Genomic DNA, 25,208 nt, shown 5'->3' with positions numbered 1-25,208 from the left:
GGGTCAATCTTTTATGCCTCTTCTCCAAGCCTCCAAGGTGTACAAGCCCTTCGAATATCCCTGGGCCTATGAGTATTGGAAGCGCCAGCAGCAGCTGCACTGGCTGCCCGAGGAGGTGCCCCTGGGCGAGGATTGTCGCGACTGGGCGCAGAAGCTCTCCGACCATGAGCGCAACCTGCTCACGCAAATCTTCCGCTTCTTCACCCAGGCGGACGTCGAGGTGCAGGATTGCTACCACGAAAAATATGGCCGCGTGTTCAAGCCGACCGAGGTCAAGATGATGCTGACCGCGTTCAGCAACATGGAGACGGTGCATATCGCCGCCTACAGCCATCTGCTCGACACGATCGGCATGCCCGAAAGCGAATATAGCGCCTTCATGCAATATAAGGAGATGAAGGACAAACACGACTATCTGCAACAATTCGGCGTCGATACGGACGAGGATATCGCCCGCACGCTCGCGATGTTCGGCGGCTTTACCGAGGGCTTGCAGCTCTTCGCCTCCTTCGCGATGCTGATGAACTTCCCGCGCTTCAACAAGATGAAGGGCATGGGGCAGATCGTCACCTGGTCGATCCGCGACGAAACGCTCCATTGCGAAGGCATCATCAAGCTGTTCCACGCCTTCTGCGCGGAACGCGGCTGCCTGACCCCGGCGGTCAAGGACGACATATTGGACATGTGCCACAAGACCGTCCGGATCGAGGACGCCTTTGTCGATCTCGTCTTCGAAATGGGGCCGGTGCCCGGCATGACGCCCAAGGACATCAAGAAATATGTCCGCTACATCGCCGACTGGCGGCTGGGACAGCTGGGTCTGAAGCCGATCTACATGATCGACGAGCATCCGCTCCCCTGGCTCACCCCGCTGCTGAACGGCGTGGAGCACGCCAATTTCTTCGAAACCCGCGCCACCGAATATTCGAAGGGCGCGACGCGCGGCCAGTGGAACGACGTCTGGGACGCCTTCGACCGCCGCCAGAAGGTGAAGAGCGCCGACGCGGCCAATGCCGACGACGAAGGCCCCGACATGTTCAAGGCAGCGGGGATCGCGGCGGAGTAGGAAAAATCGCCCGGCTCAGCCGTTCTTCGCCTTGAGCCGGGCTTCCCGTGCCGCAATGCGCGCGTCGCGTTCGGCGATGCGCGCAGCTTTTTCCGCTTGCCTGGCCTTGATGGTGGCTTCGCGGTCCGCCATCGCCTTTTCTTTTCGCAATGACGCAGCGGGATGGGCGGCGCGCCACAATAATTGCTGTTCCAGCATGTGCTGGCGCTCCTCTTCGCTCATCTCGCCGATTTTCCGGTCAGCATCGATCGCGTGGAGATAGGCCAGTTCGACATCCTGATCCTGAAGGCCGGTGCAACAGAAATACCGCTCGAAGGCGATCATGTTGAGGTCGAGGAGATGTTCGTGCGGGTGGCGCAGATCATCGACGAAGGGATGGTGGAAACAGTCGAGCACGACCTCGTAGGAGGGATAATAAAACAGCTTGTCGTCCGGCCCTATCTCCTGGATCAATTCATCCACCGCGCATCTCAGGCTGGCCTTGGATACCGAATTGGCGGTAAAGGAACTGATCGGGCGGAAGGTGGCTGACAAGGGGACCGGGGACACGGTGAAGATGATCGATGCGCCGGGGCGGTGGCGTCTGATCAGGTCATAGACCGCGCGGAGATTATCCTTGTTTTCCGACACCGTTGCGACCCGGAATTTATGCCGTGCCGGGTCGAAGCTGGCCTCCGGCACGGCCCGCCAGAACACCTCGCCGGTCGGTTCGTCATACCATATTTCCGACAGGCCCAGAGTGATGATGAATACATCCGCCTCGTCGAACAAAGCCTTGGTGGCGATCTGGACATCCTCATCATAGCCGAACTCCTCGGCGCGATAGCCGTGCCAAAGCGGTATGGCGGGTGTCCGGCCTTCCCATCCCCATTCAAACTGCTGCCGGATCGCATAGCTGTTGACGATGCCATCGCCCATCTCGGTGATATAGGCCCTGCCTTTTCTTTGGGTGGCGACGTCGAACCCCAGATTGTTGAGATAGGCGCTGACATGACTGGCAAAACAGCTGCCGAATGCCACGATGGTCGTGTCCTTGCCGATGAAGGGCTGGTCCGGCATCCATCCTGCCAGGACATGCTTGGCCAAAGCGCCCGGCTTGGCCATCCCCTTCGCTACAGGCCGAAACTTGGTGTGCTCGCCACGAAAGAAGGAGCGGCTGACCTTGAATTCCGATCCGTCGACGGACGCGGTCATCATCCCGTTGGCCCCTGTCATGGCTTCCCTTTCCGGTTGATAGGACCGGATATGCGTACCCATTATTCGGGCGCAATATAAGGGTCGCGATCAATTTTTCGGTGGTCAATGCCAGGCAACTTTGAAACAAGCGCGAAATGGCAGATGTTAGTCCTGAAATAGAGGCGAGGCGTCTCGAAACGCGCAAGACGACGATAACCGCCATAAAACGACAAAAGACGGCGATGGGTCGATGGCGATCCTTGCACGAAATCGTGACCGACCCCTTGTGGATCGTCCGCGCGGAGGCGGCGATCGCCTTGATACCGCCTGGCCGCCGCGTCCTGGATATCGGCTGCAACGACATGATGATAGAAAGGCTGTTGCCGCCGGGGCACGGCTATGTCCCGCTCGACGTGGCGCGCCGCGACGAACGCACGATCGTGGTCGATCTGAACGAGCAGGATTTGCCCGCCACGGACGCCGATTTCGCGCTGGGAATGGGCGTGCTCGAATATTTTTTCGACATACCGCGCTTTCTTCGCGGACTTGCCGCGCAGTTTGACGAGGGTCTGTTCAGCTATCATCCTCTGGAGCGCAGTCCTGCCCGGGACCGGCTGTCCCTGGGATGGGTCAATGCCATGACCAGCTACGAACTGATCGCCCTGTTCCAGAGCGTTGGTTTCAGCAATGTCAGGGTGACGGAATATAAGCCGGCCCTTCATTTCTACCGGATATCGAAGACGTAACTGCTTCGCTCTGGGCTTCCGCCGTCGATTCCGGTGCTCCCCCCGCCTGTCGCCCCCATGAACCGCAGGTTTTGTTCCGTTCATGCAACGCCTTTCCCCGCGGCGGGTTCTACCGCCAGCAAGGATGAAGAGGGAAAGGAGCCTCGACCATGAAGATGCTGTTTAAGCCCGTCGTCACCGCCCTGTCGCTGGGCGCGATGACGCTGACGGGCCTGAGCGCCACCGCCGCGCAGGCGCAGCCGGGTCGCGAATATCGCCGCGACGCGCAGGAAGCCCGCCGCGACTATAACCGCAGCGTGCAGCAGGCGCGGCAGGAATATCGCCGCGACATCCGCGATGCGCGGCAGGAAGCCCGCCGCGACTGGCGCGACGACCGGCGCAATGATCGGCGCGACTATTATCGCCCCGGCCGCACCGTCTATGCCTATGACTATAACCGGCCCGATCCGCGCTATGGCCGCTATTATCAGCCCAACCGCTATTATCGCACCGGCTATGCCCCGATCCGGGTCGATCGCCGCACCCGCATCTATCGCGGCTATGACGACCGCTATTATTGCCGCCGCTCGGACGGCACGACCGGCCTGATCGTCGGCGCGGCGCTGGGCGGCCTGCTCGGCAGCCAGATCGATCGCGGCCAGTCGAACATCGCCGGCGTTCTGATCGGCGGCGGCGCGGGCGCGCTGCTGGGCCGCGAGATCGACCGTGGCGGCGTGAGCTGCCGTTAAGCGGAACTAGCACCAGGGATGGCGGCGGCCATCCCACGACCGGGCGAGTCCCTCGGCGACCAATATGGTGCCGAGGGATTCATCATTCCGGGTGACGATCCGCAGCGCGCGGCCGTAGCGGTCCATGTCCCTGTCGCCCACTTCCAACGAAAACGGCCCCGCGTTCAGCAGCGCCTGCAACCGCTCGGTCGCCCGCGCGCCGAGCGCCGCCTCCGCTGCGCAGCGCGGCCCATGGGTTTCGGGCGTGTCGATGTCGGCGATCCGGTATTTCTCGCCCCGGAACCAGAATGTGTCGCCATCGACGACGCAGTTGGTCCCGCCCCCGCTATGGCAGAAGCCGAACCGCGCCGACAGCGTATCCGTCGCCGGCGCGTGGCGCGTCAGCGGTGCGCTCGGCGTGTAGCGCGCAACCCAGTCCGGCCCGAACCAGCCGAGCATGAGCGCCAGGCAGACCATGTAGATGATCGCCGGCCCGTTCAGCCCGCGTCGCGCCGGCGCGGGGCGAAACCGCGCCGCGCTGCCGCTACTCCGCGCTTCCGCCAGCCATGCCTGCCGCACCCTGTCGCGCTGCGACGATCCGCGCCGCCCCGAATGTCCTCTTGCCATGCCGCCGGTCTAGCGGCCGACCGGCAAACAGCCCGTTAAAGCTGATCCAGCTTTCACCCGATATGGCGACGCCCCGATTTGACGCGGATCAATGCCGCGCCGGAAAGCTTCGTCATGCTGGGCACATCCCGTCCAAAACGGAGCCGACCATGAACGCTGCCGCGCCGCCCAGCCCCTATGCCCGCATCGGCGGCGAGCCGATCGTGCGCGGCATCGTCGATCGTTTCTACGATCTGATCGACAGCGATCCCGCCTATGCGCCGCTCCGCGCGGTTCACGCGGCGGATCTGGGGCCGGTGCGGCATGGGCTCACCCGTTTCCTGTGCGGCTGGCTGGGCGGCCCGCGCGACTGGTTCGATCGCGGGCCGTGCATCATGTCATTGCATCGGGCTTTCCCGATCACACCTGCACTGGCGGATCAATGGGCCATGGCGATGACCTGCGCCGTCGCTGGCGAAGAGGCCATCGATCCCCCGCTGGCCGACGCCATGACCGAAGCGCTGGGGCACATGGCGCGCGGCATGATCAATTTCGGCCTGGATCACACCGCCGCCGCCTGACGCTTGGCGTCAGGACAGGCCATCCTCGTCCCCGGCATCCTCGGTGTCGCCGAACATATCCTCCTCATCGTCCATCTGCGGCTCGCCGGCATAGGCGTCCATGTCGATCCGGCCCGACCGGTTCATCGCCTCCATCTTCTCGACCAGATCCTCGGTATCGTCGGGGATGATCTGCGCGGGGTTGGGCCGCCCGCCGCGCTCGCTGTCTTCGCTGAGGTCGATCGCACGGGTCATCGCCTCGTCGGCGACATCCTGCGCCTGGGTGCCGGCTTCAGCCTGCTCGCTATTGTCTTCCAGCTCGCGGTCGGGGGTAGGGCGGTCCATCGCGTCATCTCCTGCACATCGTAACCGCGCTTCAACGGACGGCGCGGGGCGCTGTTCCGCAAAAGCGCTGGACAGGCGGCGGGGGAGGGGGCAAAGGCGCACCCGATCCTTTCGCACCGCAGCAGGAATCCTTCATGCCTCGCCAGCTCATTTCCTCCGGCTCGCCGTTCGAGGCGCAGGTCGGCTATTCCCGCGCCGTCGTTCAGGGCGACTGGTGCTTCGTCGCCGGCACCACCGGCACCGATCCCGAGACGAAGGCCATGCCCGAGGATGTCGTCGACCAGGGGCGCAATGCGCTCAAGGTCATCGGCAAGGCTCTGGAGGAAGCCGGCTTCTCCTTCGCGGACGTGGTGCGGGTTACCTATTATATCACCGACCCGGCCTATTGGGACGTGCTGGGCCAGGCGACCGCGCCGGTGTTCGGCGAACATCGCCCCGCCGCCAGTTGCGTCGTCACCGGCCTCATCAAGCCGGAGATGAAGATCGAAATCGAAGTCACCGCCTTTCGGGGCTGAACGGAGCCCTTGGCCATGATCACCATGTACGGCATCAAGAATTGCGACACGATCAAGAAAGCCCGCAACTGGCTGGACAATGAGCGTGTGGCATACAGCTTCCACGACTATAAGGTGTCGGGCATCGACAAGGGCCGGCTGGAGGAATGGGTGATGGAGCATGGCTGGGAAGCCATCCTCAACCGCTCCGGCACGACCTTCAAGGCGCTGGACGCGGGCGACAAGGCGCATATCGACGCGGACAAGGCGATCCTCCTGATGCTCGCCAACCCCTCGATGATCAAGCGGCCCATCCTCGATACGGGCAAGGGCACGATCGTGGGGTTCAAGGCGACGACCTACGAAAATGCGCTCCAGCGCGTGAAGGCGTGACGATGCGGGGGCTGGTCCATGCGGGATTGCTGCTGATGAGCCTCCTTCCTCTCCCCCCCGCGTTGGCGGAACCCATCATCATCGCCCATCGCGGCGCGAGCGGCGAGCGGCCCGAACATACGCTGGCGAGCTATGAGCGCGCGATCGACCAGGGCGCGGACTATATCGAGCCCGACCTTGTCCTGACCAAGGACGGCGTGCTGGTCGCCCGGCACGAAAATGAGATAAGCGGCACGACCGACGTCGCCGATCATCCCGAATTCGCCGAGCGCAAGACCAGCAAGACCATCGACGGCATCGTCATGACCGGCTGGTTCACCGAGGACTTCACCATCGCCGAATTGCGGACGCTCCACGCGCGCGAGCGGCTGCCCGACGTGCGCCCGGCCAACAAGCGCTTCAACGACCTGTATCAGATCCCGACGTTCGAGGAGATTTTGCAGCTGGTCCGCGCGAAGGAGGCGGAGGCGCATCGCCGCATCGGCCTCTATCCCGAAACCAAGCACCCGACCTATTTCGCGACGATCGGCCTGCCGCATCAGGCGGCGCTGCTCGCCCTGCTCACCAAATATGGCTATGAGACGCAGGACGATCCCGTCTTCATCCAGTCGTTCGAGGTCGGCAATCTCAAGGCCTTGCGCGCCGCCACGCGGCTGCGCCTCATCCAGCTTGTCGATGCGGAGGGCGGCCCGGCGGACATGGCCGGGACGACCTATGCCGACATGCTGACCGTGCAGGGCTTGGGCGAAATCGCCGCCTATGCTGACGGCATCGGCCCCTCCGCCGCGCTGCTGATCGCGCCCGAAGGCCCGACCGCTTTGGTCGGCCGCGCGCATGAGGCGGGGTTGCAGGTCCATGTCTGGACGCTCAGGATGGAAAACGGCTTCCTGCCCGCACAGTATCAGCGGCCCGATGATCCCCAGGGGCGTGGCGACTTCGCCGGCTGGGTCCGCGCCGTCGCGGCGACCGGGGTGGACGGCTTCTTCAGCGATTTTCCAAGGCAAGCCCGCGCGGCGCTCAACCCGGCGCCTTAGTCCATCACCCTCACCCTCATCGGTGCATTCGCACCTCTCTCCCTCTCCCGGCGGGAGAGGGAAGGGGCCCGCCGGCGAAGCCGGTGGGAAGGGTGAGGATGATTAGCCTCGCAATCTCCATCCCCCGACTTGCCAAAGCCGGCGAGCGGGCGAATAACCGGACCATGCTGTCCCAGAAGACCCGTTACGCCATCCGCGCGCTGCAACATCTCGCCGACCGCTACCGACAAGGCCCCGTGCCGCTCAGCGAGATCGCGACGCGGCAGAATATCCCGGCGAAATTCCTGACCGTGATCCTGTCCGAACTCTCGCGCGAAGGGCTGGTGGCGACCCAGCGCGGGCGCGAGGGCGGCTATTGGCTGGCGCTGGCCCCGGTCGACATCAGCTATGGCGACATCGTCCGCCTGACACGCGGCTCGCTCGCCCTCACCCCCTGCGCCAGCCGCTTCGCCCATGAAAGCTGCACCAATTGCCTGCCCGAATCGGAATGCCGGCTGCACCGGGTGATGCTCAAGGTTCGGGACGAGATGGCAAAGGTTTTGGACGGGATCAGCCTTGCCGATCCGCTGGTGGTGGTGGAATGAAATGCCCGCTTCCAGGAACGGGCTGTTTGATTGGGGCCTTACTTGCCCTCGGATTGTTCGCATTGATGCTTTGGAACGGCTTTTTCATGCACGGTGATCGTTAACATATCTCGCGCGCGATATTTCTCCGTTCGCCCTGAGCCTGTCGAAGGGCTTTTCTATTCTTTGGGCTGTGTGCAGGAGTAGAGGGCTTCGACAGGCTCAGCCCGAACGGGCGAGAGGGCGTGCAGAGAAGCGGGGGCTTGCGGATGGCTTGCCCCTCCGCCACATCCCCATCATGACCCAGCCGCCGCTCAAAGCCACGCTTATCCCCGTCACCCCGCTCCAGCAGAATTGCACCCTCTTCTGGTGCACGGAAACGATGCGCGGCGCGTTCGTCGATCCGGGCGGCGACCTGCCGCTGCTCAAGCGCGCCGCGCAACAGAGCGGCGTCACGATCGAGAAGATCCTCGTCACCCACGGCCATATCGACCATTGCGGGCAGGCGGGCATCCTCGCCGAAGAGCTTGGCGTGCCGATCGAGGGGCCGCATGAGGAAGATCGCTTCTGGATCGACAAGCTCGGAAGCGAAGGCCCCAAATATGGCATTGACGGCCGCACGTTCGAGCCCGACCGTTGGCTGGCCGATGGCGATCAGGTGACGGTTGGCAACCTCACCCTCGACGTCTATCACTGCCCCGGCCACACGCCCGGCCATGTCGTGTTCCACCACGCCCCCAGCAAGCTCGCGATCGTCGGCGACGTGCTGTTCCAGGGATCGATCGGCCGCACCGACTTCCCGCGCGGCAATCATCAGCAGCTGATCGACGCGATCACCGGCAAGCTCTGGCCGCTGGGCGGGGACACCGCCTTCGTCCCCGGCCATGGTCCGATGAGCAATTTCGCGCATGAGCGGCGCAGCAATCCCTTCGTCGCCGATTCGGTGCTGGCGCGCTAGACCTGCGCCATGCTCGGCGGCGCGGGCACTTCGCGCGTTGCGCCATAGGCGATCAGCAGCGCCGCGACGGCCAGCCCCGCCATGATCGCCCAGGTCAGCAGCGCGCCACCCGCGCGCCATGCCGTTGGGCCGTCCGCATCCATGCCGAAGGCATGCGCCACCCGCGCGACCACATAGGCCAGCGCCGCGATCCACAGCCAGATCGACGCGCCGGCCGCCAGCTCCACAAGCCCGCACAGGATCAGCACGATCGGCGTATATTCCACGAAATTGGCGTGCGCCCGCATCCGCTTCGCCAGCAGCGCATGGCCCGCGTCGCCATGCAGCACCTTGTCCCTGATGCGGAAGCGGGCGCAGCGAATCGCCAGCCACAGGTTGAGAAGCGCGCAGGCGGCGGCGAAGGTCAGCGTGATCGGCAGTACCATGGTTTTCAGTCTCCCCACTCCAGCCGCGGGAGCTTAAACCCGCCGTCGCCCGAGGCAAGGAAGCACTTGCGCCTTATCCAAAAAAGGCTATAGGCGCATGGCTTCGCGATCATCCGGGCCGCATGGGTCTGCGGCGCCGTTGGCGTCGGCATTTCCATGTGGGGCCGGCAAGTCGCACAACCAGATTGATATACGGAACAAGGTGCCGACATGGCTGTCCCCAAGCGCAAGACTTCCCCTTCCCGCCGCGGCATGCGTCGCAGCCATGACGCGCTGCGCGTCGAGGCGTTCAACGAATGCTCCAACTGCGGTGAGCTGAAGCGTCCCCACAATCTGTGCGACGCCTGCGGGCATTATAACGGCCGCGAAATCGTCGCCGTCGGGGCGTAAGTCCTCCCTCTACTCCGCAAAGGGGTGAATTGAGAGTGTCCAGCCAGCCGCGAATCGCAATCGACGCGATGGGCGGGGACGAAGGCGTGCGCGTGATGATGGCGGGGGCCGCGCTGGCCCGCCGCCGCCACGAAGGGCTGCGCTTCACCCTGTTCGGCGATCAGGCGCAGATCAAGGCGGCGCTGGACAATCACCCCAATCTGCGCGCGGCGTCGGACGTGGTCCATGCCGACACGGTGGTCGACGGATCGGACAAGCCCAGCGTCGCCATCCGCAAGAAATCCAGCTCCATGAGCATGGCGATCGCCGCGGTGAAGGCGGGGGAGGCCGGCGCGGCGGTATCCGCCGGCAATACCGGCGCGCTGATGGCGATGGCGAAGCTCGCGCTCCGCACCATGCCCGGCGTCGACCGGCCCGCGCTCGCGGCGCTGCTCCCGACGCTCGGCGACAATGACGTCGTCATGCTGGACCTGGGCGCCAACACCGAATGCGACGCCCGCAATCTCGTCCAGTTCGCGGTCATGGGCGCGGCCTATTCGCGCATCGCCTTCGACCTGGAAAAGCCGCGCGTCCGCCTGCTCAACATCGGCACGGAGGATCTCAAGGGCACCGACGAGATTCGCGACGCCGCCGCCGTGCTGCGCGCGGCCGACAGCCTGCCGCTGCGCTTCGATGGCTTTACCGAAGGCGACAAGCTGGCGCGCGGCGACTGCGACGTGATCGTGTGCGACGGCTTTTCGGGCAATGTGGCGCTCAAGACGGCGGAGGGTACGGCCCGCTTCGTCACCGACGTTCTGCGCAAGGCGTTCACCAGCTCGATCCGCTCGAAGATCGGCTTCTTGATCTCCAAGCCCGCCATGCACCTGCTCAAGCATCATCTCGACCCCAACAATCATAATGGCGCGGTCTTCCTGGGTCTGAACGGCGTGGTCGTGAAAAGCCATGGCAGCGCCGACGAGAAGGGCGTGGCGAACGCCGTCCATGTCGCCGCGCGCCTGCTGGAAGAGGACATCACCCGCCGCATCGCCGCCGACATGGCGGGCGTGGCCGCGCTGTCCGCCGCCGCATCGAAGCTGGAGCAGCCCGCCAAGTGACCCGCCGCTCCATCCTCCTGGGCACCGGCTCCGCCCTGCCGGCGCGCATTGTCACCAATGACGAACTGGCGCAGACCGTCGACACCAGCGACGAATGGATCGTCGAGCGCACCGGCATCCGCACCCGCCACATCGCCGCCGACGGCGAAACCACCGCGACGCTCGCGACACAGGCGGCGCAGCGCGCGCTCGATGCCGCCGGCCTCACGCCGCAGGACATCGACCTCATCATCCTGGCGACCGCCACACCGGACCAGACCTTCCCCGCCGCCGCGACCAAGGTGCAGGCGGCGCTGGGCATAGACGATTGCGTCGCCTTCGACGTCGCCGCCGTCTGTTCCGGCTTCCTCTACGCCATGACTGTGGCGGACAGCATGATCCGCGCGGGCGGCGCGACCCGCGCGCTGGTGATAGGCTCGGAAACCTTCAGCCGCATCCTCGACTGGCAGGACCGCACCACCTGCGTCCTGTTTGGCGACGGCGCCGGCGCGGTCGTGCTGGGCGCGGAGGACAGCGCGGAGGGCGCGCGCGGCATATTGGCGGCAAAGCTCCATGCCGATGGCCGCCATAACCAGCTTCTCTATGTCGACGGCGGTCCGTCCACCACCGGCACGGTCGGCAAGCTGCGGATGAAGGGGCAGGAAGTGTTCCGCCACGCGGTCACCAATCTCGCCGCCGTGCTGAACGAGGTGATGGGGCAGGCGGGCCTGTCGACCGACCAGATCGACTGGCTGGTCCCGCACCAGGCCAACGCCCGCATCCTGGACGCCACCGCGCGCAAATTGAAGCTCTCGCCCGATCGTGTCGTCGTCACCGTCGATCGTCACGCCAACACCTCCGCCGCCTCGGTGCCGCTGGCGCTGGACCTTGCGGTGCGCGACGGACGGATCAAGACCGGCGACCTCGTCGTGCTCGAAGCGATGGGCGGCGGCTTCACCTGGGGGGCGTGCGTCCTGCGTATCTGACTGGCTTTTCAGGAAGCTTGCGAAATCGCGCCGAATCGCGCACATTCTTGAAGGATCATCCGGGGGGATGATGTTCTGCACATCGGGAACGGGGATGGCATATGTCGGGTAACAATACTCTCACGCGGGCTGATCTGGCCGAAAGCGTCAATCGCAATGTCGGGCTGTCGCGTGCCGAAGCGGCGGCGATGGTCGAATCGATCCTCGAACATATGTCGGCGGCGCTGGAACGCGGCGAAAATGTGAAGATTTCGAGCTTCGGCACCTTCGTCCTGCGCGACAAGACGCAGCGCATGGGCCGCAACCCCAAGACCGGCGTCGAAGTGCCGATCGAACCCCGCCGCGTCCTCACCTTCCGCGCCAGCCAGACCATGCGCGACCGCGTTTCCTCGATCTGAGGGGGCGATTGCTTCAAAGCATCCGCCCGAAATATCAACCGTTCGTGCTGAGTAGGGCCTGAGCCTGTCGAAGGCCCGTATCGAAGCACCAAGCGCAGTTCTTGGTCTCTTCGATACGCCATTTCGACTTCGCTCAATGGCTACTCAGGACGAACGGGGTGTTTTTGGCTCAAGGCTGCCGACCGCTAGCATATTGAATTTACGCCAGTTGACCTTGGCGCGATGTTGGGTGCAACATCGCACCATGGAAAAGGCCGATGGCGCATTTCTGACGATCAGCGAACTGGCCGCTCAGCTTGCCGTTCCCCAGCATATCCTGCGCTATTGGGAAACGCGCTTTCCGCAGCTTCGTCCGCTCCAGCGCTCGGGCAACCGCCGCTATTACCGCCCGGCCGATGTCGCGCTGGCGCGCCGCATCCACCAGCTGCTCACTGTCGAGGGTTTCACCGTCAAGGGCGCGCAGAAGGCACTGGGCGAGGGAGCGCGCGACGGATCGGCACAGCCCGCCCCGCCGCCACCCGCGCCCACCGACGACGCGGCGCTGCTGCGCCGGCTTCAAGGCATACGCGACGCTCTTGCCCGCGCCATCGGGGAGGGGTGACGCAACCCAAGCTAACGTCTTCCCCAGAGAAAGCCGGGGTCCAGAGCCCCATGCGCAGCGCCTCGAACCCTGGCCCCGGCGTGCGCCGGGGCACTGAAAGCCTGGCCCTCGCCTCAGACCCTCAAGGCTTGGGCGTGCGATAGGGAATGAACGATCCGATCGCGCAAGCGCCCGTCGTGATCCCGGTCTGGAGATTGGCGGTCGTCGCCATGTCGCCGCGGCACATCTGCGATCCATAGCTCCGCACGATGATCGTGCTGCCGCTGGTGAGGCCGCTGCACGTCCCGATCAGCTCATTCTTGTACACCAGCTTTCCGCTGACGCGGTAGAGCAGGACATTGTTGCTGATGACCGTCAAATTGGTCTGCGGCTCGCGGTTGATGCAGGTCTGCGGCTCGCCCGCGACCTTGCCCGCGAGCGCCTTGTCGAGATCGGCCGCCTGACGCTGCGTCAGCGGCGCGGGCGCATAGCTGCCGGCGCAGCCGGCCAGCAACAGGGGCATGAGGACCATCCAGGCGCGCATCTCTCTCTCCATCCAATATGTGGGAGACGACACAGCGCCCGGCCTCCCGTCAGGCAGCATCCTTCGCGGCGCGGCGGGCGGCGAGGTCCGCCACGTCGCGCGCGCGCAGGAAGATATTGGTCGCCCGCTCCGCGCCGATGCTCGTGGGCACCGTCGCCTCGCCGCGCGCGCGGGCGGCCTCCACCGCCGCCACCCGCGCAATCAGCGCCGCATTGTCCGGCTCCACCGTCAGCGCGAAACGGCCATTCGACAGCGTATATTCGTGCGCGCAATAGACCTGCGTGTCGTCGGGCAAAGCGGCGAAGCGCTGCATATTGGCGAACATCTGCGCCGCCGTCCCCTCGAACAGCCGCCCGCAGCCCATCGCGAACAGCGTGTCACCGACGAAGATCATCGCATCGTCCGCCAGATGATAGGCGATATGCCCCGCCGTATGCGCCGGCACCGCCAGCACGGCCGCCTCATGGTCGCCGATGCGGACCATATCGCCTTCGCCCACCGCCCGGTCGAGCGTGCCGATCTTCTCCGCCTCGGCCGCCGGGCCGGTGATGGTGCAGCCGGTCGCCGCCTTGATCGCCGCATTGCCGCCGACATGATCGGGGTGCCAGTGCGTGTTCCAGATTTGCCTGATGGTCCAGCCTCGCGCGGCGGCCGCCTCCAGCACCGGCTCCGCTACCGCCGGATCGATCACCACCGTCTCACTGCTGGCTGCATCATGGACCAGCCAGACATAATTGTCGGTCAGGACCGGGACGCGCACGACCTCCAGCATCGGTATCACCATTTGCCCGTGTTGGGCATCGACGCCCAGGGTTCCGCCGGCTCCAGCCGCCCGTCCTGCAACAGCTCGATAGAAATATTGTCGGGGCTGCGGACGAAGGCCATATGCCCGTCGCGCGGCGGCCGGTTGATCGTCACGCCGGCGTCCATCAGCCGCTGGCAGGTGTCGTAGATATTCTCGACCCGATAGGCGAGATGGCCGAAATTGCGCCCCTCGCCATAGATTTCCGCCGGGCTGCCGTCCTCCGCGGGCCAGTTGTAGGTCAGCTCCACCTGCGCCTCCTCGTCGCCCGGCGCGGCCAGGAACACCAGGGTGAAGCGCCCCTGCTCATTGTCGAAGCGTTTGACTTCTTTCAGGCCCAGCAGTTCGAAAAAACCGACCGTCTTTTCGATGTCGCTGACGCGGATCATGGTGTGGAGATATTTGGGCAAGGCTGGCTCCGTTCGTCGCTATAAAGCAACGGTTCATCTATAGGGTGTCAGATATGCCATCAAGATAAGGCCGCTGGGGCCGGGACGGAAGGGGAAAGGCAGATGGAGATGCGCGACAAGATACTATTGGCTGGCGCGGGGCTGCTTGCGATCGGCATGGTGGCGGGCGGCTATCTGCTGGGCGATGGGCTCAAGCGCGCCAAGGCGGCCGACCGATCGGTGACGGTGCGCGGCCTTGCCGAAAAGGACGTGACCGCCGATCTTGCCACCTGGTCGATCAGCTACAGCGCCACCGGCTTCGACCTTCCTGCGGTACGTGCAGAAATAGACAATAATACCAAGGAGTTGCAATCCTATTTCCGTGACCTCGGCTTCAAGGCCGATGACCTGAAGCCCACCGGCGCGGGCGTCAACCAGTGGCTGAACAATGGCGTCAACACCATCACCATCACCCAGCGTATGCTGCTCCGCACCACCGACATCGCCCGCGCCCAGCGCGCCGTCGCGCAGCAGTTCGACCTCGTCCGGCGCGGCGTCACGCTCCAGGAAGGATCGGGGATGCGCTACAGCTTCACGAAGCTCAACGACATCAAGCCGCAGATGGTCGCCGCCGCCACCAATGACGCCCGCGCCGCCGCCGAACAGTTCGCCCAGGATTCGGGCTCCGGCGTCGGCGGCATCAAGAGCGCGACCCAGGGCTATTTCTCGATCGACGCCCGCGACGGCGAAGCGGGCGGGGAAGGGGGCAGCGATACGCCCTACAAGAAGGTCCGCGTCGTCACCACGGTCGACTTCTATCTCAAATAGGGGCGACCCGAAAAACCGCCAAACAACTGTCCAGCTCGCTGTACAAGTTGGAGGTTCAACGGGCGGGGGAAGCCCCGCCCATGCGCGACAGATTGTCGGCCGCCGCCTTCCCCGCCGGCGCATCGGGCGCGAGCCTCGCCGCGCGTTGCCAGGCGGCGCGGGCGACATCGTCATGCTCGGTCAGCATCGCGATATTGCCTTCTTCCAGAGCGACCGACGCATCGTCGGGCGACAGCCGCACCGCCCGCGCGATATGCGCCTGCGCCAGCCGCAGCTCGCCCGTCCGCCGCGCCAGCGTCGCCGACAGCAGCCAGCCCAGCGGGTCGCCCGGCGCCTGCTCCAGCGCCACGTCGAGCGACTCCCGCGCCGCCGCCATGTCGCCCAGCGCCACCAGCGCCCGCGCCCGGTCGAGATGCACCTCGCCCTTCTCCAGCCCGTCGGGCAGGCCGCGTGCCAGCGCCGCGTCGAAATCGCCCCGCGCCTTGGCCGCGTCCCCGCTCGCCAGCGCCGCATTGCCCGCCTGCGCCCACAGCCGCGCGCTCTGCGCCATCTCGCCGCCGCGCTCGGCTTCCTCCGCCGCCTGCTCGAACGCGACGATCGCCGGCGCCCAGCGCTCCGCCCGCGCATAGGCGAAGCCCAGGCAATGGCGCGCATAGAAGCTGCCACCCTCGATCCGCCATTTCTGGGCGAAGGCGATGCCGCCGTCCGGCGCTTCGATCGCCATGTCCAGGCATTGCTGGAAGGGCGCGGCGAACTTCTCCGGCACCGGAATGCGCCCATCGGTCCGCGCGGCAGGGGTGGGGGCAGGCTTTGCCGCCGCCGCCGCCGCGGAGGCGGCCGACGCGGCGGCGGCGCGCTCCTCCTGCTTGCGCTGGCGGCTGCGATTCATCACCGCCTCGATCTCGGGATCATAGGCCTGAAGCAGGAGCGGCAGGAGAAAGGGCATCAGAGGCTTTCCAGCAGGGCGTCGACGGTGCGGATCAGCAGCGCGATGTCGCCGTCGCGCGAGAGGCGATGGTCGCCGTCCTTAACCAGCAGCGTCTGCACATCGGATGAACGCAGCCGCGCCGCCGTCCGCACCGCAATCTCCCACGGCACGTCGGTGTCCCGCTGCCCATGGAGCAACCGCACCGGGCAGTCGATCGCGATCTCTCCTTCCAGCAGCCGCAGCGCCTGCCCCGACCGCCAGAAATCCAGCGTCGTCACATAGGGGGTGTCGCTATAGGGCGTCGGCTCCTCGATCCGCGCCTCGGTCGCGAGCAGCGCCTTGTCGGCATCGGTAAAGCCCCATTCGGTGAAGTCCGGCGCGGCGGCGATGCCGACGAGCCCCGCGACCCGATCCGGCCGCGCCAGCGCGACCAGCAGCGCCAGCCATCCGCCCATCGACGATCCCACCAGCACCACCGGTCCGCTCGTCAGCGCGTCGACCAGCATCAGCACATCGTCGCGCCAGCACGCCAGCGTACCATCCGCAAACCGCCCCTCGCTTAGCCCGCAGCCGGCATAGTCGAGCCGCAGCATCGCCCGCCCTTGCCCTGCCGCCCAGTTATGCAGCGCCACCGCCTTGCCGCCCTCCATGTCGGACATATAGCCCGGCAGGAACACCAGCACTGGCCCCGCGCCAGCGCTGAAGCGATAGGCCAGGCGCAGCCCGTCGGGTCGGGAGAAGAAAGCGGGATCAGGGAGTGGAGCGGTCATCATCGTCCTGCATTGACGGGTGCGTGCGAGCGGCGCTCATAGCCGGCCTTGGCGACAATTCCAAAAATATCCCGCCCCCGCGTTGACAGCCCCAGGACCACCGGCTAGAGGCGCGCTCCTACCCCGTGCCCAGATGGCGGAATTGGTAGACGCACCAGCTTCAGGTGCTGGCGATCGCAAGGTCGTGGAGGTTCGAGTCCTCTTCTGGGCACCATTTGTTCTTCCGGGGGCGTCCGGGGACGTCCCGGAAATGGCTGAAATCCGGCGATTCTTGTGCTATAACCGTCCGGTCAAATCCGGGCGGATACGGCACCAATCGGGAACAATGGGGGTATATCCGAGGGTATCGTTCTCCGTCCTTTGCAAGGACGATACCCCCAATGAGCACCCTGTTCGCGACCACCGTAGCAAGCGCGAAGCCGCGGGACAAAGACTATAAGCTGTCCGATGGCGGCGGTCTCTATCTGCTCGTGCGAACCACCGGAGCAAAGCTCTGGCGCCTCAACTACCGGCGCCTCGGGAAATATCGCACGCTCGCCTTCGGCACATATCCCGAAGTCGGCTTGGCCGACGCGCGGAACAAGCGCGACGAGGCGCGCCGACAGATCGCCGCTGGGCTCGATCCCACCCACGAACAGAAGGTGGCCCTGGCAAAGGCACAGGTCGCGCAGAACGACACCTTCAAGGCCGTCGCGCTGGAGTGGATCGAAAAGCAGGAGCGCGAGCAGATGGCCGAGATCACGCTCAGCAAGATCCGCTGGCTCCTCGACAAGACCTATCCCAAGATCGGCACGCGGCCGATCGCCCAGGTCACGGCACATGAAGTCCTTATCGTGTTACGGGCCATCGAGGCGACCGGCCGTTATGAGAGCGCGCGCCGCATGCGCAGCGTCCTGGGGCGCATCTTTCGCTACGCGGTCGCAACCGCTCGCGCCGAACGCGATCCAACCAGCGACCTTCGTGGCGCGTTGACCGTTCCCAAGCCCAAGCATCTCGCCGCGATCACGACTCCCAACCGTGCCGGCGAGCTGCTGCGAGCGATCGAGGGCTACACCGGACACGGCATCACCCTCTACGCGCTGCGGCTCTCGGCGCACCTGTTCGTCCGTCCGGGGGAACTGCGACAAGCCGAATGGACCGAGTTCGATTTCGACCGGTCGGTCTGGAACATCCCCGCCGAGAAGATGAAGATGCGGCGACCCCACCGTGTCCCTCTCTCCACGCAGGTGACAGGCTTGTTCGAAGAGCTGTGGGAGCTGACCGGCACCGGGCGCTACTGCTTTCCTTCGTTTCGGACCGGACAGCGACCGATGTCCGAGAACACGGTGACGGCCGCGCTGCGGGCGCTCGGTTTCGGGCAGGAGGAGATGACGGCCCACGGCTTCAGGGCCATGGCTGCGACGTTGCTCAACGAATCCGGCAAGTTCAATCCCGACGCGATCGAACGCCAACTCGCGCATATGGAGAATGATGGCGTACGGCGCGCCTACACGCGCGGAGAGTATTGGAACGAGCGCGTCACCATGATGCAGTGGTGGTCCGACGAGCTCGATCGGCTGCGCGAGGGCGCAAAGCTGCTCAAGCCCAACTTCGGCGGTCGGCAGGCTTCGGCCGGCTGAGCCTCAGTCGATCCTCCCAGCATCATAGATATAGACGTCATCGTCCATGAGCTTGAGAGCCGCTATGCGCTTCGCCACATCGGTGGGCGCGATCTGCTTCTCGAGATGTCTTCGATATTGGCGGGCAAAGTCGAGCAGGTCGGCAAACTGAGCTCCGGCATCTCCCGCTTCCTCCCACCTGGCGATGAGGGCGGAGAGGCCATCGATCTCGCGTACGCGCTCCGCCTGGCGTCGCAGGAATGCGATCCGATACCCTTCGATGCGGGCCTGCCGCTCGCGATCCTGGCGCCGCTGCTCCCGCTCTTCCGACTCGCGCTGCCATCTTGCGCGCTCTTCACGCCGTGCCTTTATCGCGACACTCCATTTTTCGAGCGAGCCGATCATCGACGGGATCATGTCTTCCAGCCGCTGCCGCTTCCCATCCGAAAAGGTCCTGCGGATGCCGCCGGCATCGTAATCGTGGTCGAACTTCAGAACGAGTTCGCCATTGGGGACATGGTCATGCTGGGGGATCTGGGGCTCGCGCCACGGCCGGTAGCCGATCCCGCGATCGGCCAGCGCACACTCGCGATCATAATCGGCTTTCTGCTTGATCTCGCGAGGTGTCATCTCGTGCGGTACGCGATCGAGCTTCTCCTCGATCACGAAGCCGATCTTCTCGCTATCCGCCGCAACGACATAGCCGTTGTCGGAAGTCTCGATCGACCAGCCCCTTGCCTCCACGGTCGTGGCCAGCGCATCCAGAATCCTACATGCCCGCTCTCCCAACGATGGAGTGATGAGCAGGCGGAAATGGCCGCTACCGCCCACCGAAGCACGATCGGCCCCTGCTTTTCTTCCGATCGTCCTGCGGGTTCGGCTGACCTTTGGATGTTCGGGCAGTCGGCCCTCCGTCGCAGAGGCCGGAACTAATGCTGCGTCGGGCGCATGATCAGCCGTCGACGGTGTGCCGCCGAGCAGCTCGGATGCGGGCTGTCGATGCCGATGGGGCAGGACCGATCCACGTCTCGGTACGGGAGCAGGGTCGACGACATGGACTTCCGAGTCGAGAACAGGATCCGAAGGAAACTCAGGCGTGGGCGGTTCCTTTCCCACCTCCTTCTTCATCCAGTGACCAGCCTGCGGCAGAGGGAGGCCGAGGCGTCTGGCCAGAGCGGCGAGCTGAGGCGCAGTGGTGCCCAGTTCGATGGCATTCCTGGTCATCGGCTTGGACCATGCGCGGTCGAACAGATCCCTGCGTGTCATCTTGAATGCAGAGCCGCCGCCGGTCATGGCCGATCGATAAGTCTCGCCGTTACGCAAGACACGAAGGCAAGTCTCGACGTCCGTGTGTTTCCACGCTCTTCAGGTCTGCTCGGAAAGAATGGAGGGCAGCGCTTTCGAGGCGCCCCTCCTTTTCTTCTCATTCGAAACGCGCTGCGAGGGCCGAGACCTCGCGCGCGAGATTGATGTCTCGCTCGGACAGGCCATCGGCATCATGGGTCGTCAGCATTATGGAGACGCGACCATAGACGTTCGACCATTCCGGGTGATGATCGGCTTTCTCGGCTTCCAGCGCGACCGCTGTCATGAAGGCGAAGGCGGTCACGAAATCGGGAAACTGGAACGTCCGCACGATCGCATCGCGATCCGGCTCATGCGTCCATTCCGCGAGCGTGGCGAGCGCGTCGGCTCGTTCCTGGTCGGTCAACCGCCGCATCAGATGGCCTCCACCTTCTGGTCGATCGTGCCGAAGATGGCATGACCGTTGTCATCCTCCATCCAGATACGGACCGTATCGCCATATTTGAGGAACGGCGTCGCTGGCGCGCCATCGCGGATCGTCTCGACCATGCGCACCTCCGCAATACAGCTGTAGCCCAAGCCGCCATTGGCGACGGGCCGGCCGGGGCCGCCATCGGCGTCGCGATTGGACACGGTTCCCGATCCGACGATCGTGCCGGCCCCCAATGAGCGGGTCTTGGCGAGATGCGCGATGAGCACGCCGAAGTCGAAGGTCATGTCCACGCCGGCGTCGGCGCGGCCGAAGGGTTCGTCGTTGAGATCGACATGCAGCGTGCCGCGCAGCTTGCCATTCTGCCACCGCTCGCCCAGCGCATCCGGCGTCACGAAGACCGGCGACAGCGCGCTCGCAGGCTTGGACTGGTAAAAGCCGAACCCCTTGGCCAGTTCGCCCGGGATGAGGTTGCGCAGCGACACGTCGTTGACGAGGCCGACAAGTCGTATGAGGCCGCGCGCGTCCTCCGGCGACACGCCCTGTGGAACGTCACCCGTCACGACGACGACCTCGGCCTCCATGTCGCAACCCCAGGACTCGTCGGCCAGCGGGATCGCGTCGCGAGGGCCGAGGAAACGGTCTGAGCCACCCTGATAGACGAGCGGATCATGCCAGAAGCTGTCGGGTAGTTCGGCTCCGCGCGCGCGGCGTACCAGCTCAACATGGTTCACATAGGCCGACCCATCGGCCCACTGGTAGGCACGGGGCAAGGGCGCGGCGAACGCAGCGGGATCGAGCGGCTGACCGGCAACCGTACCTGCCGCCAGACCATCGGCGAGCGCCTTGAGCTTCGGCTCGACGCTCGACCAGTCGTCGAGCGCCGCCTGGAGCGTCGCCGTGATCGCGGATGCGTCGGCATAGGTGGACAGATCTTCGGATACGACGATCAGGCGACCGTCGCGGCCCTGCTTCAGGCTGGCAAGTTTCATGCGGTGGGGTCCTTGTGCAGCCATTCGGCGTGGCGTGGGGCGCGTTTCGTCTGGCTCCATTCCTCCAGCATCAGCGGCGCGACGCGCTTGAGTTCCGCATATTGCTCGTCGGTCCCGATGTTGCAGGCCAGTTCGACGCGATGGCCGTTGGGGTCGAAGAAATAGATCGAGCGGAACACGCCATGGAAGGTCGGGCCGAGCACGTCGATCCCCTGTGCCTCGACATGCGCCTTGGCGGCGAGCAGGGCGGCCTCATCCTCCACCTCAAAGGCGAGATGCTGGACCCAGGCCGGGGTGTTGGGGTCGCGGCCCATCGGCTGCTGGTTCGGCAGCTCAAAGAAGGCCAGCACATTGCCGCCGCCGCAATCGAGGAAGACGTGCATATAGGGGTCGTCCTCGCCGGTGGAGGGCACCTTGTCCTCGGCGAAAGCGGTGGTGTAGGTCATGCCGAGCACGCGGCTGTACCATTCCACCGTCTCCTTCGCGTCGTTGCAGCGATAGGCTACGTGATGGATGCGCTTGAGCGCGGGCGCTGTCGTGCTCATACCGGCTCTCCGACATTGAGCGCGCCGCGCTGCAGCTGATCGCGCTCGATGCTCTGAAACAGGGCGGTGAAATTGCCTTCGCCAAAACCCTCATCCTTCTTGCGCTGGATGAACTCGAAGAAAACGGGGCCAATCTGCGGCTGCGCGAAGATCTGGAGCAGCAGGCGGGGGTCGCCATCCTGGGTCGATCCGTCGAGCAGGATGCCGCGCGCCTGCAACTCTTCGACCGGCTCGCCATGGCCGGGCAGCCGCTCGTCCAGCATCTCGTAATAGGTGGCGGGCGGCGCGGCCATCAGGGGCACGCCCAGCGCCTTGAGGCGATCCCAGGCGGCGATGAGGTCGTCGCACAGCAGGGCGATGTGCTGGATGCCCTCGCCATTATATTCGCGCAGGAATTCCTCGATCTGGCCGCCGCCGGCCTTGCCTTCCTCATTGAGCGGAATGCGGATCTTGCCGTCGGGCGCGGTCATCGCCTTGCTGGTAAGGCCGGTATATTCGCCCTTGATGTCGAAATAGCGGATTTCGCGGAAGCCGAAGACGCGCTCGTAGAAGCTCGCCCAATGGGCCATGCGCCCGCCATAGACATTGTGGGTCAGGTGATCGATGATCCTGAAGCCAGCGCCTTGCGGATGCCGGTCGACGCCCGGCTCGTACACGAAGTCGATGTCGTAGATCGACAGACCGCCCTTCTCGTCCTCATAGCGATCGATGAGGTAGATGATCGATCCGCCGATCCCGCGCACCGCGGGCAGGCGCAATTCCATCGGGCCAGTTCGCACCTCGACCGGCTCCGCGCCACGCTCGATGGCAAGTTCGTAGGCTTTCTTCGCGTCCTTCACCCGCCACCCCATGCCGCAGGCCGACGCGCCATGCTCCGCGGCGAAATAGGCAGCCGGGCTGCGCGGCTCGTAATTGGCGATGAGGTTGATGCCGCCCTGCCGCCACAACTGCACGTCCTTGGAGCGGTGGCGCGCGATCAGGGTGAAGCCCATGGCGGCGAAGACCGGCTCCAGCACCCCCTTTTCGGGCGCGCTGAATTCCACGAACTCGAAGCCATCTAGGCCGATGGGGTTTTCGAACAGGCTCATATCGTTTTCCTCTCGCAAATTTTTGTCAGGCGGCGACAGCGTTGGTCACCGGGATCAGGGCACCGTGAATCGCCCGGGCGGCGGGCGACACCAGGAAGGACGCTACTTCGGCGATGGCGTCCGGGTGGGTCCAGCTCGACGGGTCGGCGTCGGGCATGGCGGCGCGATTGGCCGGCGTGTCGATGATCGAGGGCAGCAGCGTGTTGATGCGGATGCGGCTTTCGTCCAGCTCCGCCGCAAGGCTCTGGGTCAGCCGGGCGACGGCGGATTTGGACGCCGCATAAGGCGCCATGCCGGCACCGCTCGGTTCGGCTGCCGCGGCACCGATCGTGACGATCGCACCGCTCGCTTCGAGGCACGGGAGCGCCGCCTTCACGACCGCGAGGGTGGTTTCCAAGTTCTTGCGAAACAGGACCTGCCACAAGGCAGCGTCGCTTTGAGCAACGGGTCGCCAATCGAAGGCCCCGGCCATATGAAGGAGACCGTCAAGACTGCCCAAAGCTTCCACGGCCGCACCCACGGATTGCTCGGCCGCCTGTGCATCGGCGAGATCTTCACAGGCGATCGTGCGCATATCCTGGGAAGCCGACACGCGAACTATGCGCGCGACGTCGTGCCCCTGTCGTTCGAGAAGCGCGGCGGTGGCCGCGCCGAGGGCACCGCCAGCCCCGGTGACGATAAGCTTCATGCGGAGAGTTCCTGTGACTTGGCAGATTGGAGGATGCTGGTGTCGCGGGCGAGCAGGTGGGGAAGTACGCCCTCGACGAACCGGCCGAGATTTGCCTGATTGAGCCCGGCCAGGTTGATCCGGCCATCTGCCGGCATGTAAATCCCGTGCGCGCGCCTGACGGCAGCAACGGCGTCGGCGTCCAGGGGGAGCAGGGAGAAAAGGCCGCGCTGCGTCGCAACCGACGCGAGCAGGGGGTGGGCTGCTGCCAGCCCTCGCCGGACCGCCAGGAGCCGGTCACGCATGCCGGCGAGTTCATTCTCCCAGTCCGTCCGCAGCGCAGGATCATCGAGGATCGTCCGGACAACGGCAGCCCCGTGATCGGGCGGCATCGACCACAGGCTGCGGGCGATCGTCAGCGCGTTGCTTCGAGCCAATTCCAGCGATTGTTCCGTTCCCGACTGGACGAAGAGGGCCCCGACCCGGTCGCGATAGAGGGCGAAGTTCTTGTCGCAGCTATAGGCCAAAAGCACATCGGGCACTGCCGCGAGCATGTGACGTGCCCCTCGAGCGTCTTCTTCCATGCCATCGCCCAGGCCCTGATAGGCCAGATCGATGAAGGGCACGAGGCCACGCCCGTGGCAAAGGTCGGACAAGGCCATCCACTGTTCGCCGGAGAACTGCGTACCGGTTGGATTGTGACAGCATCCGTGCAGCAGGAGCACGTCGCCGCTTGCTGCATCCGTCAGCGCGGAATCCATGGCGTCGAAGTCGATGCTTCCGCCTGTTGCATCCACATAAGGATGCGTGCGCACTTGCAGGCCCGCTTCGCGGAAGATCGGCGCATGGTTCGGCCATGTCGGCTCGCCGATCCAGACCCGTGCGTCCGGCCGGGCGCGCGCCAGCAACTCTGCGCCGACGCGCAAGGCGCCTGTGCCGCCGGGGGTTTGCAGCCCGAAACAGCGCGCGCCGAGTTCGTCGTTGCCCGATACACACCGCCAGATGAGCTGCGCGAAGCGCTGGTCGCCCTCGGCCCCGAGGTAGGACTTGCTGGCTTGTACGGCGAGGAGCGTTGCTTCGGCATCCTTCACTGCGCGCATCACGGGTGTCTCGCCCGTTTCAGTGCGGTAGACACCCACGCCAACGTCGATCTTGTCGGCCCGCGGGTCGGCGCGGTACTGCGCGATCAGCGCCAGCAGCGCGTCCGGCTTTTGCGGCTCAAGGCTCGCGAATGCGTGAGAGGAAACCGTCATGCCCCAGCCTTTGCGCGTGCATAATCCTGGGTTCCCGCATGCAAGACGCGGTCGGTCGAAAGCAGGGTTCCGACCTCGATCGGCTCATGGCCGCGCAGGCGCTCGTAGATCGGCCCCAGGTCCGCATCGCGCGTCTGCTGCAGCAAGTCTTCGAAGCTGTCGATGACGAAGTAGTTCTGCTGGTAATCGTCGATCCGATATTGTGATCGCATCACCCGCTCGAGATCGAACCCGATGCGGTGGGGCGACGGATCGTCGAGAGCGAAGAGGCTTTCGCCATAAGACGATACGATGCCCGCGCCGTAGAGCTTGAGATCGCCGCCATCGCGGATCAGTCCGAACTCGACCGTATACCAGTAGAGTCGCGCGAGCGCCTCGATCGTGCCGAGCTTGGCGGCTCTCAGGCCCCCTTCGCCATAGGCCTGCATGTAGTCGGCAAACACCGGATGCACGAGTAGCGGGACATGCCCGAACACGTCGTGGAAGATGTCGTGGACTTGTAACGGTTTTGCGCCGGTCACCCATCTCATTATGCCACCTGGGCTTCGAATGCGAGCGGGCTGATGCCG

32 protein-coding genes, 1 tRNA gene and 1 pseudogene are annotated in these 25,208 nt (G+C 65.0%); 17 read left to right on the top strand and 17 right to left on the bottom strand.

From position 1 onward, the window contains the following. Nucleotides 1-13 precede the first annotated feature (13 nt). Nucleotides 14-1,066, top strand: coding sequence for a ribonucleotide-diphosphate reductase subunit beta (locus ACETPF_RS20120; RefSeq protein ID WP_373936393.1), 1,053 nt, complete (start codon nt 14-16; stop codon nt 1,064-1,066). A gap of 15 nt (nt 1,067-1,081) precedes the next feature. Here ACETPF_RS20120 and ACETPF_RS20115 read toward each other — a convergent pair whose 3' ends face one another. Then, complete coding sequence (locus ACETPF_RS20115) at nt 1,082-2,260, bottom strand: GSCFA domain-containing protein (RefSeq protein WP_373936392.1); 1,179 nt, start codon at nt 2,258-2,260, stop codon at nt 1,082-1,084. 254 nt (nt 2,261-2,514) lie between these two features. Here ACETPF_RS20115 and ACETPF_RS20110 point away from each other — a divergent pair, with 254 nt between their 5' ends. After that, nucleotides 2,515-2,988: a class I SAM-dependent methyltransferase gene (locus ACETPF_RS20110; RefSeq protein WP_373936391.1), complete on the top strand. Its 474-nt coding sequence runs from the start codon at nt 2,515-2,517 to the stop codon at nt 2,986-2,988. Between the two features lie 149 nt (nt 2,989-3,137). After that, on the top strand, nt 3,138-3,716 hold the full coding sequence (locus tag ACETPF_RS20105; protein ID WP_373936390.1) for a glycine zipper 2TM domain-containing protein: 579 nt from the start codon (nt 3,138-3,140) through the stop codon (nt 3,714-3,716). Nucleotides 3,717-3,722: 6 nt separating this feature from the next. Here the strand turns inward: ACETPF_RS20105 and ACETPF_RS20100 are convergent, their stop codons facing one another. Then, nucleotides 3,723-4,322: a thermonuclease family protein gene (locus ACETPF_RS20100; RefSeq protein ID WP_373936389.1), complete on the bottom strand. Its 600-nt coding sequence runs from the start codon at nt 4,320-4,322 to the stop codon at nt 3,723-3,725. Between the two features lie 149 nt (nt 4,323-4,471). Between ACETPF_RS20100 and ACETPF_RS20095 the strand changes: the two genes are divergently transcribed. Continuing rightward, nucleotides 4,472-4,882 carry a group II truncated hemoglobin gene (locus ACETPF_RS20095; RefSeq protein WP_373936388.1) on the top strand — a complete coding sequence of 137 codons (411 nt, stop codon included), beginning with the start codon at nt 4,472-4,474 and terminating at the stop codon, nt 4,880-4,882. Nucleotides 4,883-4,891: 9 nt separating this feature from the next. Here the strand turns inward: ACETPF_RS20095 and ACETPF_RS20090 are convergent, their stop codons facing one another. Beyond that, nucleotides 4,892-5,206: a hypothetical protein gene (locus ACETPF_RS20090; protein WP_373936387.1), complete on the bottom strand. Its 315-nt coding sequence runs from the start codon at nt 5,204-5,206 to the stop codon at nt 4,892-4,894. Nucleotides 5,207-5,340: 134 nt separating this feature from the next. On the opposite strand from ACETPF_RS20090, the gene ACETPF_RS20085 reads away from it, so the two are divergent. From ACETPF_RS20085 to ACETPF_RS20065, 5 genes are all read left to right on the top strand, one after another. After that, the gene (locus tag ACETPF_RS20085) at nt 5,341-5,721 is read left to right on the top strand and encodes a RidA family protein (protein WP_373936386.1); all 381 of its coding nucleotides are present in this window, start codon (nt 5,341-5,343) and stop codon (nt 5,719-5,721) included. 15 nt (nt 5,722-5,736) lie between these two features. Further along, nucleotides 5,737-6,093 (top strand): ArsC family reductase, encoded by a 357-nt coding sequence (locus ACETPF_RS20080; RefSeq protein WP_373936385.1) that lies wholly within the window; start codon nt 5,737-5,739, stop codon nt 6,091-6,093. A gap of 2 nt (nt 6,094-6,095) precedes the next feature. Next, complete coding sequence (locus ACETPF_RS20075; RefSeq protein WP_373936384.1) at nt 6,096-7,127, top strand: glycerophosphodiester phosphodiesterase; 1,032 nt, start codon at nt 6,096-6,098, stop codon at nt 7,125-7,127. Between the two features lie 164 nt (nt 7,128-7,291). After that, nucleotides 7,292-7,711: an RrF2 family transcriptional regulator gene (locus ACETPF_RS20070; protein ID WP_373936383.1), complete on the top strand. Its 420-nt coding sequence runs from the start codon at nt 7,292-7,294 to the stop codon at nt 7,709-7,711. Between the two features lie 277 nt (nt 7,712-7,988). Beyond that, complete coding sequence (locus ACETPF_RS20065; protein ID WP_373936382.1) at nt 7,989-8,648, top strand: MBL fold metallo-hydrolase; 660 nt, start codon at nt 7,989-7,991, stop codon at nt 8,646-8,648. Here ACETPF_RS20065 and ACETPF_RS20060 read toward each other — a convergent pair. Beyond that, nucleotides 8,645-9,073, bottom strand: a complete 429-nt coding sequence (locus tag ACETPF_RS20060; protein ID WP_373936381.1) for an MAPEG family protein — start codon at nt 9,071-9,073, stop codon at nt 8,645-8,647. The genes ACETPF_RS20065 and ACETPF_RS20060 overlap by 4 nt on opposite strands. Nucleotides 9,074-9,283: 210 nt before the next feature. Here ACETPF_RS20060 and rpmF point away from each other — a divergent pair, with 210 nt between their 5' ends. The 5 genes from rpmF (at nt 9,284) to ACETPF_RS20035 (ending at nt 12,521) form a co-directional block, all read left to right on the top strand. Then, on the top strand, nt 9,284-9,463 hold the full coding sequence (gene rpmF, locus ACETPF_RS20055) for a 50S ribosomal protein L32 (protein ID WP_373936380.1): 180 nt from the start codon (nt 9,284-9,286) through the stop codon (nt 9,461-9,463). Between the two features lie 68 nt (nt 9,464-9,531). Next, the gene (plsX, locus tag ACETPF_RS20050; protein ID WP_373936409.1) at nt 9,532-10,557 is read left to right on the top strand and encodes a phosphate acyltransferase PlsX; all 1,026 of its coding nucleotides are present in this window, start codon (nt 9,532-9,534) and stop codon (nt 10,555-10,557) included. Next, nucleotides 10,554-11,522, top strand: coding sequence for a beta-ketoacyl-ACP synthase III (locus ACETPF_RS20045; RefSeq protein WP_373936379.1), 969 nt, complete (start codon nt 10,554-10,556; stop codon nt 11,520-11,522). Before plsX ends, ACETPF_RS20045 begins: the two co-directional genes overlap by 4 nt. 101 nt (nt 11,523-11,623) lie before the next feature. After that, nucleotides 11,624-11,920 (top strand): integration host factor subunit alpha, encoded by a 297-nt coding sequence (locus ACETPF_RS20040; protein ID WP_373936378.1) that lies wholly within the window; start codon nt 11,624-11,626, stop codon nt 11,918-11,920. A gap of 244 nt (nt 11,921-12,164) precedes the next feature. After that, complete coding sequence (locus ACETPF_RS20035) at nt 12,165-12,521, top strand: MerR family transcriptional regulator (RefSeq protein WP_373936377.1); 357 nt, start codon at nt 12,165-12,167, stop codon at nt 12,519-12,521. Nucleotides 12,522-12,642: 121 nt separating this feature from the next. On the opposite strand, the gene ACETPF_RS20030 is transcribed toward ACETPF_RS20035, so the two are convergent. The 3 genes from ACETPF_RS20030 to ACETPF_RS20020 are packed head-to-tail and all read right to left on the bottom strand — an operon-like array spanning nt 12,643 to nt 14,256. Beyond that, nucleotides 12,643-13,044 carry a hypothetical protein gene (locus ACETPF_RS20030; RefSeq protein ID WP_373936376.1) on the bottom strand — a complete coding sequence of 134 codons (402 nt, stop codon included), beginning with the start codon at nt 13,042-13,044 and terminating at the stop codon, nt 12,643-12,645. Between the two features lie 49 nt (nt 13,045-13,093). Continuing rightward, nucleotides 13,094-13,816: a hydroxyacylglutathione hydrolase gene (gloB, locus tag ACETPF_RS20025; protein ID WP_373936408.1), complete on the bottom strand. Its 723-nt coding sequence runs from the start codon at nt 13,814-13,816 to the stop codon at nt 13,094-13,096. A 5-nt stretch (nt 13,817-13,821) separates the two neighbouring features. Next, the gene (locus tag ACETPF_RS20020) at nt 13,822-14,256 is read right to left on the bottom strand and encodes a VOC family protein (protein WP_373936375.1); all 435 of its coding nucleotides are present in this window, start codon (nt 14,254-14,256) and stop codon (nt 13,822-13,824) included. A 102-nt stretch (nt 14,257-14,358) separates the two neighbouring features. Between ACETPF_RS20020 and ACETPF_RS20015 the strand changes: the two genes are divergently transcribed. Beyond that, nucleotides 14,359-15,063 carry an SIMPL domain-containing protein gene (locus ACETPF_RS20015; RefSeq protein WP_373936374.1) on the top strand — a complete coding sequence of 235 codons (705 nt, stop codon included), beginning with the start codon at nt 14,359-14,361 and terminating at the stop codon, nt 15,061-15,063. Between the two features lie 55 nt (nt 15,064-15,118). Here the strand turns inward: ACETPF_RS20015 and ACETPF_RS20010 are convergent, their stop codons facing one another. Both ACETPF_RS20010 and ACETPF_RS20005 read right to left on the bottom strand, forming a co-directional pair. Beyond that, complete coding sequence (locus ACETPF_RS20010; RefSeq protein WP_373936373.1) at nt 15,119-16,009, bottom strand: tetratricopeptide repeat protein; 891 nt, start codon at nt 16,007-16,009, stop codon at nt 15,119-15,121. Beyond that, nucleotides 16,009-16,761 carry an alpha/beta fold hydrolase gene (locus ACETPF_RS20005; RefSeq protein ID WP_373936372.1) on the bottom strand — a complete coding sequence of 251 codons (753 nt, stop codon included), beginning with the start codon at nt 16,759-16,761 and terminating at the stop codon, nt 16,009-16,011. Before ACETPF_RS20005 ends, ACETPF_RS20010 begins: the two co-directional genes overlap by 1 nt. Before the next feature lie 127 nt (nt 16,762-16,888). On the opposite strand from ACETPF_RS20005, the gene ACETPF_RS20000 reads away from it, so the two are divergent. Next, a tRNA-Leu gene (locus ACETPF_RS20000) sits at nt 16,889-16,975 on the top strand. Nucleotides 16,976-17,141: 166 nt separating this feature from the next. Beyond that, the gene (locus tag ACETPF_RS19995; protein ID WP_373936371.1) at nt 17,142-18,380 is read left to right on the top strand and encodes a tyrosine-type recombinase/integrase; all 1,239 of its coding nucleotides are present in this window, start codon (nt 17,142-17,144) and stop codon (nt 18,378-18,380) included. A gap of 3 nt (nt 18,381-18,383) precedes the next feature. Here the strand turns inward: ACETPF_RS19995 and ACETPF_RS19990 are convergent, their stop codons facing one another. The 8 genes and pseudogenes from ACETPF_RS19990 to ACETPF_RS19955 form a co-directional block, all read right to left on the bottom strand. Next, nucleotides 18,384-19,682 (bottom strand): hypothetical protein, encoded by a 1,299-nt coding sequence (locus tag ACETPF_RS19990; protein WP_373936370.1) that lies wholly within the window; start codon nt 19,680-19,682, stop codon nt 18,384-18,386. A gap of 100 nt (nt 19,683-19,782) precedes the next feature. Continuing rightward, complete coding sequence (locus tag ACETPF_RS19985; protein ID WP_373936369.1) at nt 19,783-20,079, bottom strand: 4a-hydroxytetrahydrobiopterin dehydratase; 297 nt, start codon at nt 20,077-20,079, stop codon at nt 19,783-19,785. After that, a complete protein-coding gene (locus ACETPF_RS19980) occupies nt 20,079-21,086 on the bottom strand; it encodes a fumarylacetoacetate hydrolase family protein (protein ID WP_373936368.1) in 1,008 nt (335 codons plus the stop codon). The genes ACETPF_RS19985 and ACETPF_RS19980 overlap by 1 nt, the downstream gene beginning before the upstream one ends. Continuing rightward, the gene (locus ACETPF_RS19975) at nt 21,083-21,631 is read right to left on the bottom strand and encodes a VOC family protein (protein WP_373936367.1); all 549 of its coding nucleotides are present in this window, start codon (nt 21,629-21,631) and stop codon (nt 21,083-21,085) included. The genes ACETPF_RS19980 and ACETPF_RS19975 overlap by 4 nt, the downstream gene beginning before the upstream one ends. After that, complete coding sequence (hppD, locus tag ACETPF_RS19970) at nt 21,628-22,719, bottom strand: 4-hydroxyphenylpyruvate dioxygenase (protein WP_373936366.1); 1,092 nt, start codon at nt 22,717-22,719, stop codon at nt 21,628-21,630. Before hppD ends, ACETPF_RS19975 begins: the two co-directional genes overlap by 4 nt. 25 nt (nt 22,720-22,744) lie before the next feature. Further along, complete coding sequence (locus ACETPF_RS19965) at nt 22,745-23,407, bottom strand: SDR family oxidoreductase (protein WP_373936365.1); 663 nt, start codon at nt 23,405-23,407, stop codon at nt 22,745-22,747. After that, on the bottom strand, nt 23,404-24,639 hold the full coding sequence (locus ACETPF_RS19960) for an amino acid aminotransferase (protein WP_373936364.1): 1,236 nt from the start codon (nt 24,637-24,639) through the stop codon (nt 23,404-23,406). The genes ACETPF_RS19965 and ACETPF_RS19960 overlap by 4 nt, the downstream gene beginning before the upstream one ends. Beyond that, nucleotides 24,636-25,208: pseudogene (locus ACETPF_RS19955) on the bottom strand (phenylalanine 4-monooxygenase); the annotation flags it as partial. The pseudogene ACETPF_RS19955 and the gene ACETPF_RS19960, both read right to left, overlap by 4 nt.

It is taken from the genome of Sphingobium agrisoli (assembly GCF_041877245.1).
In the GTDB taxonomy this organism is placed as follows: Bacteria; Pseudomonadota; Alphaproteobacteria; order Sphingomonadales; family Sphingomonadaceae; genus Sphingobium.
The sequence above is the reverse complement of the archived record's forward strand: the minus strand, read 5'-3'. Positions and strand labels throughout refer to the sequence as shown.

Excerpts from the sequence above, each read along its gene's own strand:
- ACETPF_RS20100 (WP_373936389.1), bottom strand. The coding sequence starts at position 4,322 with ATGGCAAGAGGACATTCGGGGCGGCGCGGATCGTCGCAGCGCGACAGG.
- ACETPF_RS20010 (WP_373936373.1), bottom strand. The coding sequence starts at position 16,009 with ATGCCCTTTCTCCTGCCGCTCCTGCTTCAGGCCTATGATCCCGAGATC.
- ACETPF_RS20035 (WP_373936377.1), top strand. The coding sequence starts at position 12,165 with ATGGAAAAGGCCGATGGCGCATTTCTGACGATCAGCGAACTGGCCGCT.
- ACETPF_RS20105 (WP_373936390.1), top strand. The coding sequence starts at position 3,138 with ATGAAGATGCTGTTTAAGCCCGTCGTCACCGCCCTGTCGCTGGGCGCG.
- ACETPF_RS20120 (WP_373936393.1), top strand. The coding sequence starts at position 14 with ATGCCTCTTCTCCAAGCCTCCAAGGTGTACAAGCCCTTCGAATATCCC.
- ACETPF_RS20095 (WP_373936388.1), top strand. The coding sequence starts at position 4,472 with ATGAACGCTGCCGCGCCGCCCAGCCCCTATGCCCGCATCGGCGGCGAG.
- ACETPF_RS19995 (WP_373936371.1), top strand. The coding sequence starts at position 17,142 with ATGAGCACCCTGTTCGCGACCACCGTAGCAAGCGCGAAGCCGCGGGAC.
- gloB (WP_373936408.1), bottom strand. The coding sequence starts at position 13,816 with ATGCTGGAGGTCGTGCGCGTCCCGGTCCTGACCGACAATTATGTCTGG.
- rpmF (WP_373936380.1), top strand. The coding sequence starts at position 9,284 with ATGGCTGTCCCCAAGCGCAAGACTTCCCCTTCCCGCCGCGGCATGCGT.
- ACETPF_RS20080 (WP_373936385.1), top strand. The coding sequence starts at position 5,737 with ATGATCACCATGTACGGCATCAAGAATTGCGACACGATCAAGAAAGCC.
- ACETPF_RS20060 (WP_373936381.1), bottom strand. The coding sequence starts at position 9,073 with ATGGTACTGCCGATCACGCTGACCTTCGCCGCCGCCTGCGCGCTTCTC.
- ACETPF_RS20085 (WP_373936386.1), top strand. The coding sequence starts at position 5,341 with ATGCCTCGCCAGCTCATTTCCTCCGGCTCGCCGTTCGAGGCGCAGGTC.
- ACETPF_RS20040 (WP_373936378.1), top strand. The coding sequence starts at position 11,624 with ATGTCGGGTAACAATACTCTCACGCGGGCTGATCTGGCCGAAAGCGTC.
- ACETPF_RS20075 (WP_373936384.1), top strand. The coding sequence starts at position 6,096 with ATGCGGGGGCTGGTCCATGCGGGATTGCTGCTGATGAGCCTCCTTCCT.
- ACETPF_RS20065 (WP_373936382.1), top strand. The coding sequence starts at position 7,989 with ATGACCCAGCCGCCGCTCAAAGCCACGCTTATCCCCGTCACCCCGCTC.
- ACETPF_RS20070 (WP_373936383.1), top strand. The coding sequence starts at position 7,292 with ATGCTGTCCCAGAAGACCCGTTACGCCATCCGCGCGCTGCAACATCTC.
- ACETPF_RS19985 (WP_373936369.1), bottom strand. The coding sequence starts at position 20,079 with ATGCGGCGGTTGACCGACCAGGAACGAGCCGACGCGCTCGCCACGCTC.
- ACETPF_RS19980 (WP_373936368.1), bottom strand. The coding sequence starts at position 21,086 with ATGAAACTTGCCAGCCTGAAGCAGGGCCGCGACGGTCGCCTGATCGTC.
- plsX (WP_373936409.1), top strand. The coding sequence starts at position 9,532 with ATGGGCGGGGACGAAGGCGTGCGCGTGATGATGGCGGGGGCCGCGCTG.
- ACETPF_RS19965 (WP_373936365.1), bottom strand. The coding sequence starts at position 23,407 with ATGAAGCTTATCGTCACCGGGGCTGGCGGTGCCCTCGGCGCGGCCACC.
- ACETPF_RS20115 (WP_373936392.1), bottom strand. The coding sequence starts at position 2,260 with ATGACCGCGTCCGTCGACGGATCGGAATTCAAGGTCAGCCGCTCCTTC.
- ACETPF_RS20090 (WP_373936387.1), bottom strand. The coding sequence starts at position 5,206 with ATGGACCGCCCTACCCCCGACCGCGAGCTGGAAGACAATAGCGAGCAG.
- hppD (WP_373936366.1), bottom strand. The coding sequence starts at position 22,719 with ATGAGCCTGTTCGAAAACCCCATCGGCCTAGATGGCTTCGAGTTCGTG.
- ACETPF_RS20015 (WP_373936374.1), top strand. The coding sequence starts at position 14,359 with ATGGAGATGCGCGACAAGATACTATTGGCTGGCGCGGGGCTGCTTGCG.
- ACETPF_RS20005 (WP_373936372.1), bottom strand. The coding sequence starts at position 16,761 with ATGACCGCTCCACTCCCTGATCCCGCTTTCTTCTCCCGACCCGACGGG.
- ACETPF_RS19975 (WP_373936367.1), bottom strand. The coding sequence starts at position 21,631 with ATGAGCACGACAGCGCCCGCGCTCAAGCGCATCCATCACGTAGCCTAT.
- ACETPF_RS20030 (WP_373936376.1), bottom strand. The coding sequence starts at position 13,044 with ATGCGCGCCTGGATGGTCCTCATGCCCCTGTTGCTGGCCGGCTGCGCC.
- ACETPF_RS19960 (WP_373936364.1), bottom strand. The coding sequence starts at position 24,639 with ATGACGGTTTCCTCTCACGCATTCGCGAGCCTTGAGCCGCAAAAGCCG.